General features: G+C 31.4%; 23 protein-coding genes. 18 read left to right on the top strand and 5 right to left on the bottom strand.

Features of this window, described 5'->3' with window-relative positions; genetic code table 11:
* Nucleotides 1-141 precede the first annotated feature (141 nt).
* From AC5SL0_RS04105 to AC5SL0_RS04095, 3 genes are read left to right on the top strand one after another with little or no spacing between them, the layout of a single operon-like run.
* The gene (locus AC5SL0_RS04105; protein ID WP_494593871.1) at nt 142-1122 is read left to right on the top strand and encodes a tripartite tricarboxylate transporter substrate binding protein; all 981 of its coding nucleotides are present in this window, start codon (nt 142-144) and stop codon (nt 1120-1122) included.
* Nucleotides 1123-1151: 29 nt separating this feature from the next.
* A complete protein-coding gene (locus AC5SL0_RS04100; protein ID WP_494617901.1) occupies nt 1152-1622 on the top strand; it encodes a tripartite tricarboxylate transporter TctB family protein in 471 nt (156 codons plus the stop codon).
* Nucleotides 1619-3121, top strand: coding sequence for a tripartite tricarboxylate transporter permease (locus AC5SL0_RS04095; protein ID WP_011282217.1), 1503 nt, complete (start codon nt 1619-1621; stop codon nt 3119-3121). Before AC5SL0_RS04100 ends, AC5SL0_RS04095 begins: the two co-directional genes overlap by 4 nt.
* On the opposite strand, the gene AC5SL0_RS04090 is transcribed toward AC5SL0_RS04095, so the two are convergent.
* Together AC5SL0_RS04090 and AC5SL0_RS04085 are read right to left on the bottom strand one after the other, a co-directional pair.
* Entirely contained in the window at nt 3118-4200 is a 1083-nt protein-coding gene (locus AC5SL0_RS04090; protein ID WP_494617900.1) for a glycosyltransferase family 4 protein, read from the bottom strand. The two genes, AC5SL0_RS04095 and AC5SL0_RS04090, sit on opposite strands and share 4 nt — an antisense overlap.
* Complete coding sequence (locus AC5SL0_RS04085) at nt 4200-4754, bottom strand: thioredoxin family protein (RefSeq protein ID WP_494617898.1); 555 nt, start codon at nt 4752-4754, stop codon at nt 4200-4202. The genes AC5SL0_RS04090 and AC5SL0_RS04085 overlap by 1 nt, the downstream gene beginning before the upstream one ends.
* A gap of 20 nt (nt 4755-4774) precedes the next feature.
* Between AC5SL0_RS04085 and AC5SL0_RS04080 the strand changes: the two genes are divergently transcribed.
* Entirely contained in the window at nt 4775-5287 is a 513-nt protein-coding gene (locus AC5SL0_RS04080; protein ID WP_006996692.1) for a gamma carbonic anhydrase family protein, read from the top strand.
* Here the strand turns inward: AC5SL0_RS04080 and AC5SL0_RS04075 are convergent.
* Both AC5SL0_RS04075 and AC5SL0_RS04070 read right to left on the bottom strand, forming a co-directional pair.
* Nucleotides 5284-5883 carry a flavin-binding protein gene (locus AC5SL0_RS04075; protein ID WP_494617896.1) on the bottom strand — a complete coding sequence of 200 codons (600 nt, stop codon included), beginning with the start codon at nt 5881-5883 and terminating at the stop codon, nt 5284-5286. The two genes, AC5SL0_RS04080 and AC5SL0_RS04075, sit on opposite strands and share 4 nt — an antisense overlap.
* A gap of 6 nt (nt 5884-5889) precedes the next feature.
* On the bottom strand, nt 5890-6756 hold the full coding sequence (locus AC5SL0_RS04070) for an NAD(P)-dependent oxidoreductase (RefSeq protein WP_271627163.1): 867 nt from the start codon (nt 6754-6756) through the stop codon (nt 5890-5892).
* 14 nt (nt 6757-6770) lie between these two features.
* On the opposite strand from AC5SL0_RS04070, the gene AC5SL0_RS04065 reads away from it, so the two are divergent.
* From AC5SL0_RS04065 to AC5SL0_RS04020, 10 genes are all read left to right on the top strand, one after another.
* The gene (locus AC5SL0_RS04065) at nt 6771-7979 is read left to right on the top strand and encodes an MFS transporter (RefSeq protein WP_011282211.1); all 1209 of its coding nucleotides are present in this window, start codon (nt 6771-6773) and stop codon (nt 7977-7979) included.
* Between the two features lie 43 nt (nt 7980-8022).
* Nucleotides 8023-8565 (top strand): DNA-directed RNA polymerase subunit omega, encoded by a 543-nt coding sequence (rpoZ, locus tag AC5SL0_RS04060; RefSeq protein WP_494577188.1) that lies wholly within the window; start codon nt 8023-8025, stop codon nt 8563-8565.
* A gap of 22 nt (nt 8566-8587) precedes the next feature.
* Nucleotides 8588-9580, top strand: coding sequence for a tRNA dihydrouridine(20/20a) synthase DusA (gene dusA / locus AC5SL0_RS04055; RefSeq protein WP_018414250.1), 993 nt, complete (start codon nt 8588-8590; stop codon nt 9578-9580).
* Between the two features lie 40 nt (nt 9581-9620).
* Nucleotides 9621-10406, top strand: a complete 786-nt coding sequence (locus AC5SL0_RS04050; RefSeq protein ID WP_006996698.1) for a sulfite exporter TauE/SafE family protein — start codon at nt 9621-9623, stop codon at nt 10404-10406.
* Nucleotides 10407-10408: 2 nt separating this feature from the next.
* Nucleotides 10409-10813, top strand: coding sequence for an HIT domain-containing protein (locus AC5SL0_RS04045; RefSeq protein ID WP_011282207.1), 405 nt, complete (start codon nt 10409-10411; stop codon nt 10811-10813).
* Between the two features lie 162 nt (nt 10814-10975).
* Nucleotides 10976-12586 (top strand): SulP family inorganic anion transporter, encoded by a 1611-nt coding sequence (locus tag AC5SL0_RS04040; RefSeq protein ID WP_494617894.1) that lies wholly within the window; start codon nt 10976-10978, stop codon nt 12584-12586.
* 1 nt (nt 12587) lies between these two features.
* Nucleotides 12588-12881: a hypothetical protein gene (locus tag AC5SL0_RS04035; protein WP_271481457.1), complete on the top strand. Its 294-nt coding sequence runs from the start codon at nt 12588-12590 to the stop codon at nt 12879-12881.
* Entirely contained in the window at nt 12878-13366 is a 489-nt protein-coding gene (locus tag AC5SL0_RS04030) for a hypothetical protein (RefSeq protein ID WP_494617893.1), read from the top strand. Before AC5SL0_RS04035 ends, AC5SL0_RS04030 begins: the two co-directional genes overlap by 4 nt.
* Nucleotides 13367-13383: 17 nt before the next feature.
* Nucleotides 13384-14784, top strand: a complete 1401-nt coding sequence (locus AC5SL0_RS04025) for a Glu/Leu/Phe/Val family dehydrogenase (protein ID WP_494617891.1) — start codon at nt 13384-13386, stop codon at nt 14782-14784.
* A 70-nt stretch (nt 14785-14854) separates the two neighbouring features.
* On the top strand, nt 14855-15391 hold the full coding sequence (locus tag AC5SL0_RS04020; protein WP_494617890.1) for a pentapeptide repeat-containing protein: 537 nt from the start codon (nt 14855-14857) through the stop codon (nt 15389-15391).
* Between the two features lie 14 nt (nt 15392-15405).
* On the opposite strand, the gene AC5SL0_RS04015 is transcribed toward AC5SL0_RS04020, so the two are convergent.
* Complete coding sequence (locus AC5SL0_RS04015) at nt 15406-16290, bottom strand: DMT family transporter (protein WP_494587112.1); 885 nt, start codon at nt 16288-16290, stop codon at nt 15406-15408.
* A gap of 78 nt (nt 16291-16368) precedes the next feature.
* Between AC5SL0_RS04015 and AC5SL0_RS04010 the strand changes: the two genes are divergently transcribed.
* From AC5SL0_RS04010 to AC5SL0_RS03995, 4 genes are read left to right on the top strand one after another with little or no spacing between them, the layout of a single operon-like run.
* Nucleotides 16369-16797: a c-type cytochrome gene (locus tag AC5SL0_RS04010; RefSeq protein WP_011282201.1), complete on the top strand. Its 429-nt coding sequence runs from the start codon at nt 16369-16371 to the stop codon at nt 16795-16797.
* 5 nt (nt 16798-16802) lie between these two features.
* Nucleotides 16803-17240 (top strand): DUF4396 domain-containing protein, encoded by a 438-nt coding sequence (locus tag AC5SL0_RS04005; protein WP_018414244.1) that lies wholly within the window; start codon nt 16803-16805, stop codon nt 17238-17240.
* A gap of 7 nt (nt 17241-17247) precedes the next feature.
* Nucleotides 17248-17430, top strand: coding sequence for a hypothetical protein (locus AC5SL0_RS04000; protein WP_494587111.1), 183 nt, complete (start codon nt 17248-17250; stop codon nt 17428-17430).
* Nucleotides 17427-17591: a hypothetical protein gene (locus AC5SL0_RS03995; protein WP_006996709.1), complete on the top strand. Its 165-nt coding sequence runs from the start codon at nt 17427-17429 to the stop codon at nt 17589-17591. The genes AC5SL0_RS04000 and AC5SL0_RS03995 overlap by 4 nt, the downstream gene beginning before the upstream one ends.
* Nucleotides 17592-17677 lie beyond the last annotated feature (86 nt).

Here is a 17677-nt window from a genome sequence, read left to right as displayed (position 1 = left end):
TAAATAAAATATTTGAGATAACACTTACTTATTTCCTAAGGAAAGAAAATCAACTTTAAGTTGCATTCTATTCAAAAACTTGCTTTCAAGACCATAGTATAATTAACTGCAAATATTAAAAACTAACAATAGAGGAATATAATGAAAAACATTAAAAAATTAGTTTCAGTATTATTCTCAGCAATTCTATTATTCTCTGCAACAGCAACAAATTCAATCGCAATGGAAAAAATCCATTTCGTAATTGGTGGTGGTGCTGGTGGTGGATGGGATGGAACTGCTAGAGGTACTGGAGAAGCTTTAACAAAATCAGGAATGTTAAAAAGTGCATCATTTGAAAATATGTCAGGTGGTGGTGGAGGAAAAGCTTTAGCTTTCATGATTAATACTCAACCTAAAAATACAATTTTAGTACAATCTACGCCGCTAGTTTTAAGATCTATTACTAGACACGAAGGTTATGTTACAGGATCTGGAGTTTTATCTTATAAAGATGTTACACCGATCGCTGGTGTAATTGGTGACTACGGTGCGATTGCAGTTGCAAAAGACTCACCTTACAAAAACTTTAAAGATGTAGTTGATGCATATAAAAAGAATCCAAGCTCTATTAAGATGGCTGGTGGATCAGTAAGAGGAAGTATGGACCATTTAATTGGTGCTTTAGCTTTCCAAGCTGCTGGTGCTAATCCAAATGATGTTGCTTATATTCCTTATGATGCTGGTGGAAAAGCGTTAGCTGGACTTTTATCTGGAGAAACTCAAATTATCTCTACAGGTTTAGGTGAACTTATGGGTGCAAGAGACCAAGTAAGAATTATTGGTATTACTGCTCCTTCAAGAATAGCTGATGCACCAGATGCACCAACTCTAAAAGAACAAGGATATGATGTTCAGTTCGTAAACTGGAGAGGATTTTTTGGACCTCCAAATATGAGCAATAAAGATAAAAAAGCTTTATCTACAATGTTAGGTAAAGTGATGGAAACTCCTGAATGGGAAGCTGTTAGAAAAAGAAATGCTTGGGTTAATATTTATAACTCAGATAAGGATTTTGTTAAATTCTTAGATGCACAAACTGTAGAAATGACAGCTCTTATGAAGAAATTAGGAGTTATATAATCCTTTAGGATTATTTAAAAATTAGAGCAGTGAATATAAATACTACTAAAATTATATCACTGCTCTTTTTTATTTTCTCAGCATTCTATTTATATATCGCGTATCAAATTCAAGTTTTTTCATTTGATGAAAAGGCACCTTTCAATGCCAGAACATTTCCAATTTACTTAGGTTATGCAGGTTTATTTTTTTCTGGTTTAAAAATTATTTTACCAGAGCCCAATACCATTAAAGTTAATCATAAAAACTTAGAGTATAAAAAAACAGCTATACTTGTGCTCATAGCAATTATTTATGGAGTAACTATATTAAAAGTAGGTTATTTTTTAACGACCTCTCTATTTCTAGCATCTTCTTATTATGCGTTAGGTGAGAGAAGGTGGAAGTTAATATTTTTACTCTCTTTCCCTTTTGTGGGTGCTTTTATGTATCTATTGCATGGAGTGCTTGAAATTTATTTAAGAGATCCATTTTTAAAACTAATTGGAGTTATGGGATGATTGAAGGAATTTTAATTGGTTTAAAAACAGCTCTTACATTTCAAAACATATTTATGGTTATGATTGGCTGTTTTTTTGGAACCATCATTGGAATGCTCCCAGGTCTTGGACCAATGACAGCAATTGCATTAATGATACCTATTACTTATGGTTTTGATCCAGCTACTGGATTAATTTTAATGGCAGGTGTTTATTATGGTGCAGTGTTTGGTGGATCAACTTCATCAATTTTATTAAATGCTCCAGGCGTTCCTGGAACTGTTGCAACATCATTTGATGGATATCCAATGGCTCAACAAGGAAAAGCTGGAAAAGCATTAGCGATTGCTGCTTGGAGTTCTTTTGCAGGTGGAACCCTTGCTTCAATTTATTTATTATTTCTTGCACCAAGCTTATCTAAAGTAAGCTTATCTTTCAGATCACCAGATTATTTTGCTTTAATGATTTTAGGTTTAACAGCAATTGCAGCTTTTTCATCAAAGGGGCAATTTTTAAAAGCAATGATGATGGTTGTTTTAGGTTTAATGTTAGCGTCAGTCGGTCAAGATTCTTTATCTGATATTTCAAGATTTACATTTAACAATATGAATTTATCTGATGGGATAAGTTTCGTTTTAGTTGTAATGGCAACTTTTGCTATGAGTGAAGCTTTAACAATTATTTTAAAACGAAATGATCCATCTGCAGTTGCCAAACAAGTTTCATTAACAGAGCTTGGTTCGATTAAAATTAACAAGGAAGAAAGAACCAAAATGTTAAAAGCTATTCCTCGAAACTCAGTTATTGGTTTTTTAATTGGAGTTTTACCAGGAGCGGGTGCAACTATTGCATCATTTCTAGCCTATGGAATGGAAAGAAATTTTGTTAGTGATGAAGAGAAAGAAAAATTTGGTAAAGGTAGTGTTCATGGCTTAACTGCACCAGAAACTGCAAACAATGCAGCATGTTCTGGAGCTTTTGTGCCTTTATTAACTTTAGGAATACCTGGAAGTGGAACAACCGCTGTAATGCTTGGTGCTTTATTAGGATTTGGAATTCAACCAGGCCCTAGACTTTATATAACTAATCCTGAAATCTTTTGGTCAGTTATTATGTCGATGTATATTGGAATGGTAGTATTACTTATTCTAAACTTGCCCTTAATACCTTACATAGCAAGAATACTTGCTGTACCTAAAAATTATTTAATTCCACTTATTTTATTTTTTTCAATTACAGGAATTTACGTAATGTCATTTAATAATTTTGACATTTATTTAATGATTGGAATTGCAGTTGTTGCAACTTTTATGCGCTTATATGATTTTCCAATGCCACCGCTTATATTAGCCTTTGTCCTCGGTGGATTAATGGAAGAAAATTTAAGAAGATCTTTATTAATAAGTGATGGTTCTTGGACTTTTTTATGGGACAGACCTCTTACCGCATCAATTATAGGAGTTACAATTCTAATTGTTAGTTGGCAAATTTATAAAACAATTAAAAATAAAAAAATTTAGTTTAGAATTTTTTTATATTCTTCAATAATTATATTCCACTTAAATTTAGCAGAATTTTCTTTGGCAGCTTTTCCATACTCTTGGAATTTATTATTTTCTAACATTAAATTAATTGATGAATACACTTCATCTAATTCATTGCCATTACAGATTAAACCTGTTTTTTCATGCTCGATTGCATCTGCTGCACCTCCATCTTTTCCACCAAGAGAGGGCAATCCATATTGAGCAGCTTCAACATAAGCTATCCCAAATCCTTCAACAGATTTTTTATGAACAATAGATGGCATTACAAAAATATTAGATTTAGCAACTAGTGCATTTTTTAATTCGTTAGAAATATCTTTAAAAAACATCACTTGTGGCTGAAGGCCCAATTCTGCTACTAATTTTTTAATATTTTCCTCTTCATCGCCGTAACCCACACAAATGTAAATAATACTAGGGTAGATTTGTTTTAAATTTCGAAGCGCCATGATTACTTTTTCATGGTTTTTTCTTTTATCAAATCTAGAAACAGTAATTAATTTTGGAGACTTATGTTTTAATAAATTCTCTACTTTATCTAAAGTTTTTTTATCTAATTCTTCAACAGGATCAACACCTGGATTTATAACTACAATTTTATCTTGCTGAACTCCCAATGAAATAGCTAAATTTTTAGTGTACTCAGAATTAGCAACGATGGTTTCAACACTATCTAAAACCTCCAATACTCTTTTATTAAGAGAGGTACCTTTTTCATGATTAATTTCTTTACCATGGATCAAGCATATCTTTTTTTTATTAGTTTTAAGATGTTCTAAACTTTTCCAATGATCAGCAATTATACCATCAATTTTATTTTCTTTAATAAATTCATTAATCAATTGAGCTTTTCTATATTTTCTAAGAAGTTTTATGCCACCAACACGCTCTATTGAAAAAGAAACTTGCTCATCAAATAATTTATGATTTTCATGATAATCAGCGAATACTTTTATCATGTAATGTTTTGAAAGTTCATTTGCTAAACCCCACATTAAATTCTGCATACCTCCAACTTCTGGAGGGAACGTTTTTGTAACTATTAAGTACATTAATTATCTAACCATTTGATACTACAGCCAACACTTGGAATTTGCATTTCAGGACCTTTACCAGTCTCAGCTATTTGTTTCATTGCACTATATAAATCACTATCACCAGCTCTTACCGGTTTTAAATTGACTAATTCTCTTATTCGACCTCTGTATTGTAATTCTAAATGATTATTATACCCAAAAAAATCAGGTGTGCACACTGCATCATAACTTTTTGCAACATTTTGAGTTTCATCAAATAAATAAGGGAAACTAAACTGATGTTTTTTTGAAAATTCAATCATATTTTCAAAACTATCTTCAGGATAATTTATTGGATCATTTGCTGAAATAGCTACTGCTTTTACCCCATGTTTTTCTAAATTTTTGCAATCTTCAACAATGTCTTTAATAACTGCTTTTACATAAGGACAGTGGTTACAAATAAACATAACCAAAGTTCCATTTGTCCCTTTAACATCATTTAATTTAATAATTTCGTTATTAGTGGACTTTAATTCAAAGCTTTTAGCTGCTTGTCCGAAATCACATATTGGAGTTTTTAACGGCATGTTATAATAATATATAAGTTATGTTTTATGATTTGGAAGATAAAAAAGTTAAAAATTTAGGTGATAATTGGTCTGCATCTAATGCATCCATCATTGGTGATGTAACTTTAGAAAAAAATACCAGCATTTGGTTTAATGTAACTTTAAGAGGGGATGTTGAAAATATTCATATCGGTGAAGGCTCCAATATACAAGATGGCAGTGTATTGCATACCGATCCAGGTTACCCATTAAAAATTGGTAAAGATGTAACTATTGGTCATTTGGTTATGCTGCATGGCTGCACGATTGAAGACAATTCTTTAATTGGAATTGGTGCTGTAATTTTAAATGGTGCAAAGATTGGAAAAAATTGCATCATAGGAGCTAATGCATTGATCACAGAAAACAAAGTCATTCCTGACAATTCTTTAGTGGTTGGATCCCCTGGCAAAATTGTAAGACAAGTCTCAAAAGAAGAGGCAAAGTCAATTACTGAAAATGCAATTCATTACCAAGATAATTGGAAAAAATATTCTAAATCAGTTTTTTAAGGAATTAACCAGGTATCCTTGTTATTTTCTAAATCGAATTTAGCACGACGGTGACCTTTGGCTGCTAAATAAAGCCATTCCATACTTTTAATTTTACATTGAATAACAGTAAAATTTTTATATCCCACTTCACTTTGCTCCATTGTAAATTCAAAATTATCTAGTTCAGGCTTTAGTCCTGAAGTAGGGGTTTCAGATAATGTTCCTGGTCCGTTATCAACTAAATAACATTTTCTACTCATGTGTCCTGTTTTTAACCAGGACTGTTTTGTAATATCATTTTCATGATTAACGGTGCACTCAACTTTAAGTCTAACTTGTATCTTCTCATCCTTGTCATAAAATAACATTGATGCATTCTTATTTGCTTTTAATTTAGCAATTTTATCTGATCTGATATCACTATGGTATTGGATAATATTGTTTTCTCTATCTGATTTTCTAAGGACTACAATTCTTCCATCAAAGTCATCTTGACCACCACAAATAAATACAGGAATTCTAAATTGAGACCCTCTATCTTTGATAGCATTATCCAGCATGGACCAGATTTTATTTTTGATCTCCACAAAATCTTCGTAGTACGCTGGTTGCATACGAGATTATTTACTTAGTCTTCTAATTAAACTGGAAGTATCCCAACGGTTTCCACCCATTTCTTGAACTTCACCGTAATATTTATCAACGATTTCAGTTACAGGAAGTTGAGAGCCATTATTTTTAGCTTCATCCATAGCAATTTTTAAATCTTTTCTCATCCAATCAACTGCAAAACCAAATTCAAACTGATCATCAATCATCGTTTTATATCTGTTTTCCATTTGCCAAGATTGAGCAGCACCTTTAGATATAACTTCAATTACATCTTCCATATTTAAACCTGCTTTTTTTCCAAAGTTAATTGCTTCTGATAAACCTTGAACAAGACCTGCAATACAAATTTGATTAACCATTTTTGCTAATTGACCATTACCAGCACCACCTAATAATTTCATCTTTTTGCTGTAACAATCAATAATGTCTTTTGCTTTATCAAAGTTTGCTTGATCTCCACCAATCATAACAGTTAGAGCACCATTTTCAGCACCAGCTTGTCCACCTGATACCGGTGCATCTAAGAAACCAAATTCACTTTTTAATGAATGCTCATAAATTTCTCTAGCAATCGTTGCAGAAGCGGTTGTGTTATCAATGTAAACTGAGCCTTTTTTAATTGTTTTAAAGATACCGTTGTCACCGAAAGTTACTTCTCTTAAATCATTATCATTACCAACGCAGGTAAATATAAAATCTGCACCTTCTGCAGCTTTTGCAGGAGTATCTGCTTTTGACCCTTTATATTCAGCAACCCATTTATCAGCTTTTGCAGCTGTTCTATTATAAACAGTTACATTGTGACCTGCTTTTGATATATATCCTGCCATTGGATAACCCATGACACCTAAACCTATAAATGCAACATTGCTCATAATTTCTATTTCCTATGTTTAAAAGTTTGAATTTTAAAGTAATTTTATTTGGTTTTATATTTACATTTTTTTCAAGCTTTGGACAGAGTTTTTTTCTAGGACTGTTTAATTCAAGCATAAGAGACGCGCTTTCTATCACGCATGGTCAGTTTGGATCTATCTATGCATCTGCTACTCTATTAAGTAGTTTTATACTTGTTTGGGTTGGTAAAAAAATAGATGACTTTAATATTTTAAAATTTGCATCTTATGTCATTGCGTTACTAGCGATCTCTTGTTTTTTATTTTCTAAAATTTCATCAGTCGCTTTCTTATTTTTATCAATTTTCTTAATGAGGTTATCAGGTCAAGGACTAATGTCTCACACTGCAACCACAACAATATCAAGATTTTTTGAAAAGACTAGGGGACGTGCATTAAGCACAACTTGGCTTGGTTTATCGTTAGCTGAATTTATTTTACCCTTATTAATTATTTTTTTATTAACTTTTATTGATTGGAGAAATATTTGGATAGCCATATCAATTTCAGTTATTATCATTTTACCTATTGTCATTGTTACATTAGTTAAAAACGTTAAATTAGACTCAAGAGAAACATCTATTGCCACAAATATTAAAACTAAAGATATAAAACAATGGACGAGAGGTGAAGTTTTAAAAGATTATCGCTTTTATATTATATGTTTAAGCATGTTAGCGATGCCTTGGATTGCAACGGGTACATTTGTTTATCAATCTTTTATAGTGTCATCTAAAGGTTGGGGACCTTATGTTATTGCCCAATCCTTTATGGTGTATTCAATTTTATCAGTGATTACTTTATTTTTAACAGGCTTTTTAATTGATAAGTTTAGTAGTCGAAAATTAATAATTTATATGAACATTCCTTTATTAGTTGCAACGTTTGTGCTTTATTATTTTAACTCACCAATTTCATCATTTGTATTTTTAGGTTTAATTGGAATTTCAAATGGACTAGCAAATGTTCTAGGTTCTGCTACTTGGGCTGAGATTTATGGAGTAAGATATATTGGTTCCATTAAAGCATTAACCACAGCGTTAATGGTATTTTCAACTGCATTTGGTACAGCACTCTTTGGAATTTTGATTGATAATAGTCTTTCTATTGAGCAAATTGCTCTTGTTTCAGGATCTTATATTTTAATAGCAATATTGTTGTTATTCCTTGTAAAGAACAAGCTTAATCCTGATTATTTATAGAATTATCCTTGATTTTTTTTTAACTACTGTATAGATACTGCGCATGGCTAGAGTAACAGTAGAAGATTGCATAGATAAAGTAGAAAGTCCTTACGAATTAGTTTTAGTTGCTAAAGAAAGAGCAGTTCAATTAAATTCTGGTTTAGAACCAACTTTAGATAGAGATAATGACAAAAACACAGTTATATCTTTAAGAGAAATTGCAGCAGAAACTATTAAAGTTTCAGACTTAACAGATAGCGCTGTACACAAACTTAGAAAACACGTTGAGCAAGTTGACGATGGCACTGATGATGATGAAATTATTGGTGATGATTTTGAAAGTATGTACAAAGGTGAAATTTCTAAAAGTGGAACTCCTATTTTACCATCTAAAAGAGCTAGAAAAATTCCTGAAAAAATTCAAGTATCCTCTGATGATTTAGAAGAATTAACTGCAAAGGCAGAGCCAGAAGTTGACGTTGATGCAGAGTTAGAAGTGGGAGATGAAGAGACAGCAGTTTCTTTAGATCAAATAGCTGAAGCTGAAACAGAAGCTGAAACAACTGAAGAAAACTCTGACGATTCAGAGACTACAAATAGCTAAAAAAATAATATAAAAGTTTAGTATGAACAGGAAAGTATCCGTTGCACCTATGATGGATTGCACTGATCGTCATGAACGTTTTTTTTTAAGACTGATTAGTAAAAATACATTGCTCTATAGTGAGATGGTTGTCTCTGAAGCTATTCATCGAGGGGATAAAAAAAAACTATTAGAATTTAATATAAATGAAAAACCAATAGCCCTTCAAATTGGTGGATCGTCTCCAACTTTACTTGCAGAGGCTACCAAAGCAGGTGAAGACTTTGGTTATGATGAGATAAATTTAAACCTTGGTTGCCCTTCAAAAAAAGTTGAGAAAAATAAATTTGGGGCATGCTTAATGAAAGAACCAAATTTAGTTGCAGATTGCTTAAGTAAAATGCAATCGGTTACAAAGTTGCCGGTCACGATTAAAACAAGAATTGGTTATGATGACACCGAGGATTATGAAAATTTACATCATTTTATTTCAACTTTAAAAAGCACTGGTGTTAAAACTTTCATCATTCATGCAAGAAAAGCTATTCTTGGAAAATTTACTCCTAAACAAAATCTAAACATCCCTCCTTTAAAGTATGATTTTGTCTACAGATTAAAAAAAGATTTCCCTAATGAAGAAATTATTATCAATGGTGGAATTACCACAACTGATCAAATGAAAGATCACTTAGATAAAGTTGATGGAGTTATGATCGGACGTGCTGCTTACCATACTCCTTATTTATTAGCTGATATTGAAAGAGATATATTTAATAATGAAAATGTACCAAGTCGACAAGATGTAATTGAACAGTTGCTACCGTACGTTAGAGAAGAAATAAAAAAAGGAACACGTTTAAATCAAATTATGAGACATACACTTGGATTATTTCATGGTCAAACAGGATCTAGCTTTTGGAAAAGGTATTTAAGCGAAAATATGTGTGTTAGAGATGCCGATGTTAAAAAGATTGATCACATCATGGATAAGATTAAATATAACAATGTCGACACGTCGGTAAGTCAATCTGCTTAGTTCTCTTTTATCTAACGAGTACATATACTTTAGCCTACTAATGGCCTTAACCGCTATTCCTGTGGGATTTGTTGCAGGTTTATTTGGTATTGGCGGTGGATTAATTACAGTTCCATTTTTGTTTTATATTTTTAATTCTTTAGGGATTGATCAACAATATGTCATGCACCTTGCAGTTGGAACATCATTTGCAATCATAATACCAACCTCAACTGTCTCAGTTTTAACTCATCATAAATTTAAAGCAGTGGATTTTGATATAGTTAAAAGTTATGGAATATTTGTAGTACTTGGTGTTATTTTTGGAACAATTTTTGCAGCAACTCTTAAAACTAAAACCTTAGTTCTTTTCTTTGCAATCGTAATATTTTTATTAAGTATTTATCTTTTATTATTAAAAGAAAAGGAAAAAAATATAACTCTTAAAATTAAGCTTCATTTGAAAATTATTTTAGGATTTTTAGTAGGTTTTATCTCGGCACCCATGGGTATTGGAGGGGCTGTTATGAATGTTCCAATTCTAAAGTTTTTTGGTTACTCAATTAATAGAGCTATAGGTAGCGCTGCAGCTATTGGTTTTTTAATAGCATTATTTGGCGCAATCGGATTTTTGATAACTGGCAGTTATTTAAAAACAAATATTCCATTAAGTATTGGTTTTTTAAATATTCCTGCTTTTTTAATTTTTATACCGATTACAACCTTTATGGCTAGAATTGGTGCAAGAACAGTTCATACAATTGATAAGAATAGAATTAGTAAATATTTTGGAATATTTTTACTTATCATTGCTGCAAAATTTTTATATGAATATTTCAAACTGTAGTTATGGCAAATAAAGTAAGTAAAAGTTTTCTAAAAGATTCTCATTTAATAACTGAATTAAAATTATGCAGTATTCGTTTAATTGATAATGCTAAATTTCCTTGGATCATTTTAATTCCAAAGCGAAAAAATATAACCGATATCTCAGAACTTAATTCAAAAGATCAAATGTTATTAATGAAAGAAATTGTTCATTGCAGCAAGTTAATGAAAAAAATTTTTAAAACAAAAAAACTTAATGTTGAAAAAATTGGCAATATTGTTCCTCAATTACATATTCATATTATTGCAAGATCTACTAAAGACAGTACGTGGCCACTATCGGTTTGGGTTATTAAAGGAAAACCTTATTCAAAAGTTCTATTAGCGAAAACTATTTCAAAAATTAAAAAGTATTTTAAGGGATAAAGACAGAGGTAGTTTTAGTCTCCCGCCACTACCTCTTAATCATTATGTATCTGATTCGTCCCAAATTTGTTAACACGTATTAATTGAAACTAGACTTTATCAACTGCTTGCTTTACTAAATAGATAACACACCGACTCATAAATAATTAAAATTTAAACACATTGATTAAAACCACACTCTCATCATTTGCAAAATCTATTGGTTTTAATTCACAAAATTATATTCCAAAAGAAGGGGCATCCTTTTCTTTATTTAGAATTGAAGTTTTATCTGGTTTAACAGTTGCTTTAGCGTTAGTTCCTGAAGCTATTGCCTTTGCTTTTGTTGCAGGAGTTGCACCTTTATCAGGGCTTTATGCAGCTTTTATTGTTGGTTTAATTACAGCTGTGTTTGGTGGAAGACCTGGAATGATTTCAGGAGCAACCGGTGCTTTAGCTGTTGTTATGGTGTCCCTTGTTATGGATCACGGTGCACAGTATTTGTTTGCAACCGTAGTTTTGATGGGAATTTTACAATTATTAGCGGGTGTCTTTAAGCTTGGAAAATTTATTAGAATGGTACCCCAACCGGTAATGTTAGGTTTTGTTAATGGCCTTGCAATTGTTATTGGTATTTCACAACTTAGTCAGTTTAAAACCCTTAATGCAATGGGGCAATTAGAATGGATTTCAGGAAACACTTTATATTATTCAGTAGGGTTCGTTATTTTAACGATGTTAATCATTTGGTTACTACCAAAGATTACTAAAGCGGTTCCAGCAACACTTGCTGCAATTTTAGTTACATCTTTATTAGTGTTAGCATTAAAGATTGATATTCCAAGTGTTGGAGATCTTGCAAGTGTTAAAGGAGGATTACCAATATTTTCAATTCCAAGTGTTCCTTTAAACTTTGAAACTTTAAAAATTATCTTCCCTTATGCATTTATATTGTCAGCCATTGGCTTAATTGAAAGCCTGTTAACCCTTAACTTAGTTGGTGAAATTACTAATAAAAGAGGTGGGGCTAGTCAGGAATGCTTAGCTCAAGGCTTTGCAAATACAGTCACTGGTTTTTTTGGGGGTATGGGTGGATGTGCGATGATTGGTCAATCTATGATTAATGTAAAGTCAGGTGGCAGAACAAGAATAGCAGGAATAGCTGCTGCATTATTCTTATTAATTTTTATTTTATATACATCAAGCTATATAGAGATGATCCCAATTGCAGCACTTGTTGGTGTTATGTTTATGGTAGTAATTGGAACCTTTGCCTGGAACTCTTTAAAGATATTATTTTTTGTACCAAAGAGTGATGCGTTAGTTATTGTTCTCGTAACTGTTGTAACTGTTTTAGAAGATTTAGCTGTTGCCGTAATTGTTGGAGTGATTGTATCTGCATTAGTTTTTGCTTGGAAATCTGCGTCAAGAATTAGAGCAGTTGAGAGACCATCTATTAGAGAACAAGGTGCTAAAGTTTATGAAATAGAAGGACCATTATTTTTTAGTTCAACGGATAGCTTTTTAGAATTATTTAAACCAGAAGAAGATCCTGAAGTAATCATTATAGATTTTGCAGGATCAAAAGTAATTGATCAATCAGCATTAAAAGCAATTGAAGACATTGCTGATAAATATAATAGTTTTGGAAAAAAAGTTAAACTTAGACATCTAACTAAAGATTGTCATAGACTATTAAGTAAAGCAGGTCAGCTAGTAGTTGATAGTGATGATGATCCTGATTATGGAATTGCAGTTGATTATGATGTTAAATTAGGTATTTTTGGCAGATAACATGAGCAAAGAGATTAAAACAGATGATGTTATTTTCAATTTCTTCAAGCAAGTTTGTGATGAGAAAGATGATGTTAAATGTGTTGAACTTGGTAATGGTTGGATTAGTGCCATGGAAACCAATCTTGCTAACATGGAAAAAAATCTAGAAGAAACTGATAAAGTTAAATACCAAGAAAGCATTAATAGTAACAAGCAACAGCTTGATAGTCTTAAAGGCAAAACTGCTAGTGAATGGCGTGAATACGCAACTCAGTGTATGGTTGAGATCTTAGATCATAAAACTAAATCGTGAATTTCTTTAAAAGATTATTTTCAAGTAGCAATTTAGAATTACAAATCAATGATGGAGGTAGAGCTGCGGCTGGATATAAAGGTAAAGCTGGAGACTGTGTAGTTAGATCTATAGCAATTGTATCAGGCCTTCCTTATCAAAAAATTTATGATGATCTTTATAAGGCAAATGAAGAATTTAGAACTACATCAAGAACAAGACTTGCAAGAAGTTTAAAACAAAAAAATGACAGCCCAAGATCAGGTACGCATAGAGTGGTGGTTAAGAAATACCTTGAAAAACTAGGTTGGCAGTGGACGCCGACTATGTTTATTGGTCAAGGCTGTAAAGTTCATTTAAAAAAAGATGAACTTCCAAGTGGGACTTTAATTGTATCTTGTTCAAAACACATAACCGTTGTTAAAGATGGTGTCTTACATGATACTTATGATTGTTCTAGACGGGGCACACGTTGTGTTTATGGTTATTGGAAAAAAATAAATTAAAGATATAATAATTATTAATGAGCTTTAAAGATAACGTTAATTTACATGTAGATAAATCAGCTAAATTACTAAACTTTAGTGATGACTTACTTGAGCATTTAAAATCTACTCACTCATTAATTAAAGTAAATGTGGGTGTTGTCTTAGATGGCAAAATTAATAACTTTACTGGATGGAGAGCGGTTCATTCAGAACATATTCTTCCAACTAAAGGTGGGCTAAGATATTCAGAAACGGTTGATCAAGACGACACAGAAGCTTTGGCATCTTTAATGACTTACAAATGTGCAATAGTTAATATTCCTTTTGGAGGTGCTAAAGGCGGTTTAAAGATTAGCCCTAAGAATTACACCATGCCCCAACTTAGAGAAATTACTAAAGCCTTTGCTAGTAAACTAATTAATAAAGGTTTTATTTCTCCAGCATTAAATGTACCAGCTCCAGATGTTGGAACTTCTCAACGAGAAATGGAATGGATTTTAGAGACTTATAAAACACTTAAACCAGATGATATAAATTATAGAGGTTGTGTAACAGGTAAACCCTTACACAGAGGAGGTATTGCTGGCAGAACAGAAGCAACCGGTAGAGGTATTGAAGAAGTAGTTAGAGAAATATTTAGACACGAAGACGTCGTTAAAGAAGCTGGTTTAAAAAATGAATTAAAAGATAATGAAATTATAGTTCAAGGCTTTGGTAATGTTGGAAGTAATTTAGCCAAACATTTATATAATAGAGATAATGCAAAGATTATAGCCATAGGTGAGTTTGATGGTTATTTATATAATAAAAAAGGCATTGATATAAATGCACTAATTGAATTTTATAAAACAAATAAAAGTATCAATAATCCTAAACTTGGAGAATTTAAAGATAATCCAAGTGAACTTTTAGAATTAGATTGTGATATTTTAATTCCAGCTGCATTAGAAAATGCAATCACCATTGATAATGTAGATAAAATTAAAACAAAATTAATAATTGAGGCTGCAAATGGACCCATTTCATTTGAGGCGGATCAAAAATTATTTGAAAAAGGCGTTATGATTATTCCTGATATCTATGTCAATGCAGGGGGTGTTGTAGTTTCTTATTTTGAGTGGGTAAAAGATATTTCTCATATACGTTTTGGTAGAGTTGAAAAAAGATTTCAAGAACAAAAAATATTAGACATTATTGATTTGATAGATAAAAAAACTAATACTAAAACAGATTTTGACACCATTAAAAAAATTATTCATGGTGCTGATGAAGAAGACTTAGCTTTTTCAGGCCTAGAAGATAGTATGAGAAATGCATTTATTGAAATTTATAATGCTAAAAAACAAATTAAAAAATCATTTAGAGATAGCGCTTATTATGTATCTCTAAAGAAGATAAGAAATTTTTATACAGTAGAAGGCTTTCCTAAACGATAAATAGTGGCTTAATTTTACCTATAATTAAATTAATAGAAGACTCTCAATCTATGATTTGTTAGCATTTGACATGATAAAATTAATAAGAGCAGGTTTTATGAGCAAGCTTTTTACCATTTTAGTCTTAAGCTTATTATTAACTAGTGGTGCTAAAGCTGGTTGTGATGATGCTCCAACTGATGGAGTGGATTATTCTAATTGCCAATTTTCAGAAGGCCAAGATCTAAGTAGAGCTTATATACCAAACTCTAATCTTTCCTTTATTAGCTTTATTAAAGTTACCTTTGATAAAGGGGTAATGATGAATGCAACATTAGCTAACGGTAATTTTGTAGAATCTTCTTTTATTAGAACGAATTTATATGAAGCAAATCTTGAAGGGGGTATTTTTGAGAAAGCTAACTTTTCAAGTGCCAACTTAACAAGAGTAAATTTTAAAGGCTCATCATTAATTGAGACAAATTTTACTAATAGTAATCTTTTTGAAGCAGATTTAATGGGTGCTAATATCTTAAATGCCACTTTTGAAGGTGCTAATCTTAATAACGCTGTTTGGATTGATGGAACTAAATGTTTACTAGGCTCTATCGGTAAATGTAATAAATAAAAAAATCTTAGAAATTATTTTATAGGTTTAATTTTCTGATTAATCACGAGCACTGCACCAATTATTAAAATCGGTAAGCCTATAATTAAATCTTGCTGCCATTCTAAGTTTTCAAATATTGTTGAGATTAATAAAGCAAGTACAGGCATAACAACTCCTACATAACCAGCTCGTCCAGCTCCTACTTTTTCTAATAATCTTAAGTAAAAGATAAAAGCAAATATCGAGCCAACTATTGATAGATAAGCAAGGGATGCGATATAACTGAAGCTATATTCAAATAATAGTTCAGTACCTTTTATTTGAGTGATTAATAGAGTAACTAATGATCCATAAAGCATTGAATATGCAAGTGTTGGTATTAAGGAAAAGTTATTATTTAAGTTTCTCTGATGAACCATATTTCCTGTTGATGCAGAAAATGTACCAAGTAAGGCTAAAAATAATCCAACATGAGTTCCATTAGCAAAGCTGAAATTGAAAATCTCATCATTGAAAATGATTATAATTCCAATCATCCCAATAGTTGCTCCAAGTAAAGTTTTTAAAGAAGGTTTCTTTTTAAAATAAAAGCCTTCTCCTAAAATATTCATAATAACTACCGTTGAAAAGACAACTGCTGGAAATGCGCTTATTAAATAAGTGTTTGATAGATAAAAGAAAACATAGTTTAGTGAGTAGAGACAAACACCAAAGAGTAAAAACCAAAGATGCTGATTTAAAGAAAACTTAAGATTTTTCTTCTTATAAATTAGATAAACAAAAATAACTATTGCAGCTATCAAAAATCTATAAAACACCGATACTAATGGATCAACGTAACCTAATTGAAACTTGATGACATACCAAGTAGGGGACCAGCAAAAAAGTGTGACAATAAATAAGAAAAAATTGTTCATTATTAAGGACTATAATCAATCAATCTTAAAAAAATATAAGATTAATCTAACAATTTTTAATATATAAATTTATAAGTTATGAAAAAAATACTTCTAATTTCAACTCTACTTATATCATTAAGTAGCATTTCTTATTCTGATAATCATTATCCAATCACAAGAGATTCTCAATTAATGATTGCTAGAGGTAAAATTGCCTACCAAAATAATTGTGTAAGCTGTCATCAAGTTAATTTGTCAGGTGCTGAAAATTGGAAGGGTGTTGATGAAGACGGCCATAGAAAAGCGCCGCCTTTAAATGGTACAGGTCACACTTGGCACCATGATGATGAGACATTACATAAAATTATTAAATATGGTTTAGTTGGAATAATTAGTGACTATGAAGGAAAAATGGGTGCCTTTGGAGATAAATTAAATGACAAAGATATAGATTCAGTTTTAGCCTACATTAAAAGTTTTTGGCCAGATGATTATTACAAACATCAAATAAATTTAAGTAAATAAATTAAATGGCAACAGACACATTTCATTGGTCGTGTAAACACACGTGGAGAAAAAGTGCTAAGAATACGATGTGGTGTGTTATCGGCTGTGCAATTGGTGACTTTGGAACCATACTATTTTTTCAATTAAGTAAAATTCCTTTTCCAGTATTGGGCATTATGACTTTAGCAATCATAAATGGTTTATTAACCAGCATTATGCTTGAAACTTTTATTTTAATGAGACAAAATTTTAAATTAATTAATGCTTTAAAGACCGCCTGTGGAATGAGTTTCATCTCAATGGTTAGTATGGAAATTTCTATGAACGCTACAGATTATTTTTTAACCGGTGGAGCGATGCTAACTTGGTGGGTGGTACCTATTATGTTAACTGCGGGATTTTTAACACCCTGGCCTTATAATTATTGGAGACTTAAAAAATTCAATCAAGCCTGTCATTAAATATTAAATGGTTACAACTTCTGAAATCATATTAGCAATTATTATCGTTGCCTTATCTGTTGTTATGCCTATCTATTATTATTACCAAAGGAAGAAAAACCCCAAACAAGATAATAAAGCTCAAGATAACCCTGAGATAAAAAATTATATTGATAGAATTAATGAGATAACACGTAATAAACGTAAATGAAGAAACGTTTATCAGGGTGTAGTGAGTGTGGAGATGATACAGCCATCTTAACACAAGTAAGCTCAGGACCAGAGGTGATCTTACTTTGCACAGATTGTTATAACCTGAAACATTCAAACGAAACACAAAACCATATTGGCTATGAAGAAGAAAAAAGCTAAAAAATTAAAGACTAAAAAACCTGCACCTAATTTCTATGGTCTTGGGAAATTTAATTACTTTATCTTTAAGTTTTTGTGCTCAAGGT

The sequence above is a fragment of the Candidatus Pelagibacter sp. PS_16 genome (assembly GCF_059417965.1).
This window is presented reverse-complemented; position numbering and strand designations above follow the sequence as displayed.

Coding starts and splice junctions, on each gene's coding strand:
- AC5SL0_RS04105 (WP_494593871.1), top strand. CDS start 142: ATGAAAAACATTAAAAAATTAGTTTCAGTATTATTCTCAGCAATTCTA.
- AC5SL0_RS04095 (WP_011282217.1), top strand. CDS start 1,619: ATGATTGAAGGAATTTTAATTGGTTTAAAAACAGCTCTTACATTTCAA.
- AC5SL0_RS04090 (WP_494617900.1), bottom strand. CDS start 4,200: ATGTACTTAATAGTTACAAAAACGTTCCCTCCAGAAGTTGGAGGTATG.
- AC5SL0_RS04085 (WP_494617898.1), bottom strand. CDS start 4,754: ATGCCGTTAAAAACTCCAATATGTGATTTCGGACAAGCAGCTAAAAGC.
- AC5SL0_RS04080 (WP_006996692.1), top strand. CDS start 4,775: ATGTTTTATGATTTGGAAGATAAAAAAGTTAAAAATTTAGGTGATAAT.
- AC5SL0_RS04075 (WP_494617896.1), bottom strand. CDS start 5,883: ATGCAACCAGCGTACTACGAAGATTTTGTGGAGATCAAAAATAAAATC.
- AC5SL0_RS04070 (WP_271627163.1), bottom strand. CDS start 6,756: ATGAGCAATGTTGCATTTATAGGTTTAGGTGTCATGGGTTATCCAATG.
- AC5SL0_RS04065 (WP_011282211.1), top strand. CDS start 6,771: ATGTTTAAAAGTTTGAATTTTAAAGTAATTTTATTTGGTTTTATATTT.
- rpoZ (WP_494577188.1), top strand. CDS start 8,023: ATGGCTAGAGTAACAGTAGAAGATTGCATAGATAAAGTAGAAAGTCCT.
- dusA (WP_018414250.1), top strand. CDS start 8,588: ATGAACAGGAAAGTATCCGTTGCACCTATGATGGATTGCACTGATCGT.
- AC5SL0_RS04050 (WP_006996698.1), top strand. CDS start 9,621: ATGGCCTTAACCGCTATTCCTGTGGGATTTGTTGCAGGTTTATTTGGT.
- AC5SL0_RS04045 (WP_011282207.1), top strand. CDS start 10,409: ATGGCAAATAAAGTAAGTAAAAGTTTTCTAAAAGATTCTCATTTAATA.
- AC5SL0_RS04035 (WP_271481457.1), top strand. CDS start 12,588: ATGAGCAAAGAGATTAAAACAGATGATGTTATTTTCAATTTCTTCAAG.
- AC5SL0_RS04025 (WP_494617891.1), top strand. CDS start 13,384: ATGAGCTTTAAAGATAACGTTAATTTACATGTAGATAAATCAGCTAAA.
- AC5SL0_RS04020 (WP_494617890.1), top strand. CDS start 14,855: ATGATAAAATTAATAAGAGCAGGTTTTATGAGCAAGCTTTTTACCATT.
- AC5SL0_RS04015 (WP_494587112.1), bottom strand. CDS start 16,290: ATGAACAATTTTTTCTTATTTATTGTCACACTTTTTTGCTGGTCCCCT.
- AC5SL0_RS04010 (WP_011282201.1), top strand. CDS start 16,369: ATGAAAAAAATACTTCTAATTTCAACTCTACTTATATCATTAAGTAGC.
- AC5SL0_RS04005 (WP_018414244.1), top strand. CDS start 16,803: ATGGCAACAGACACATTTCATTGGTCGTGTAAACACACGTGGAGAAAA.
- AC5SL0_RS04000 (WP_494587111.1), top strand. CDS start 17,248: ATGGTTACAACTTCTGAAATCATATTAGCAATTATTATCGTTGCCTTA.
- AC5SL0_RS03995 (WP_006996709.1), top strand. CDS start 17,427: ATGAAGAAACGTTTATCAGGGTGTAGTGAGTGTGGAGATGATACAGCC.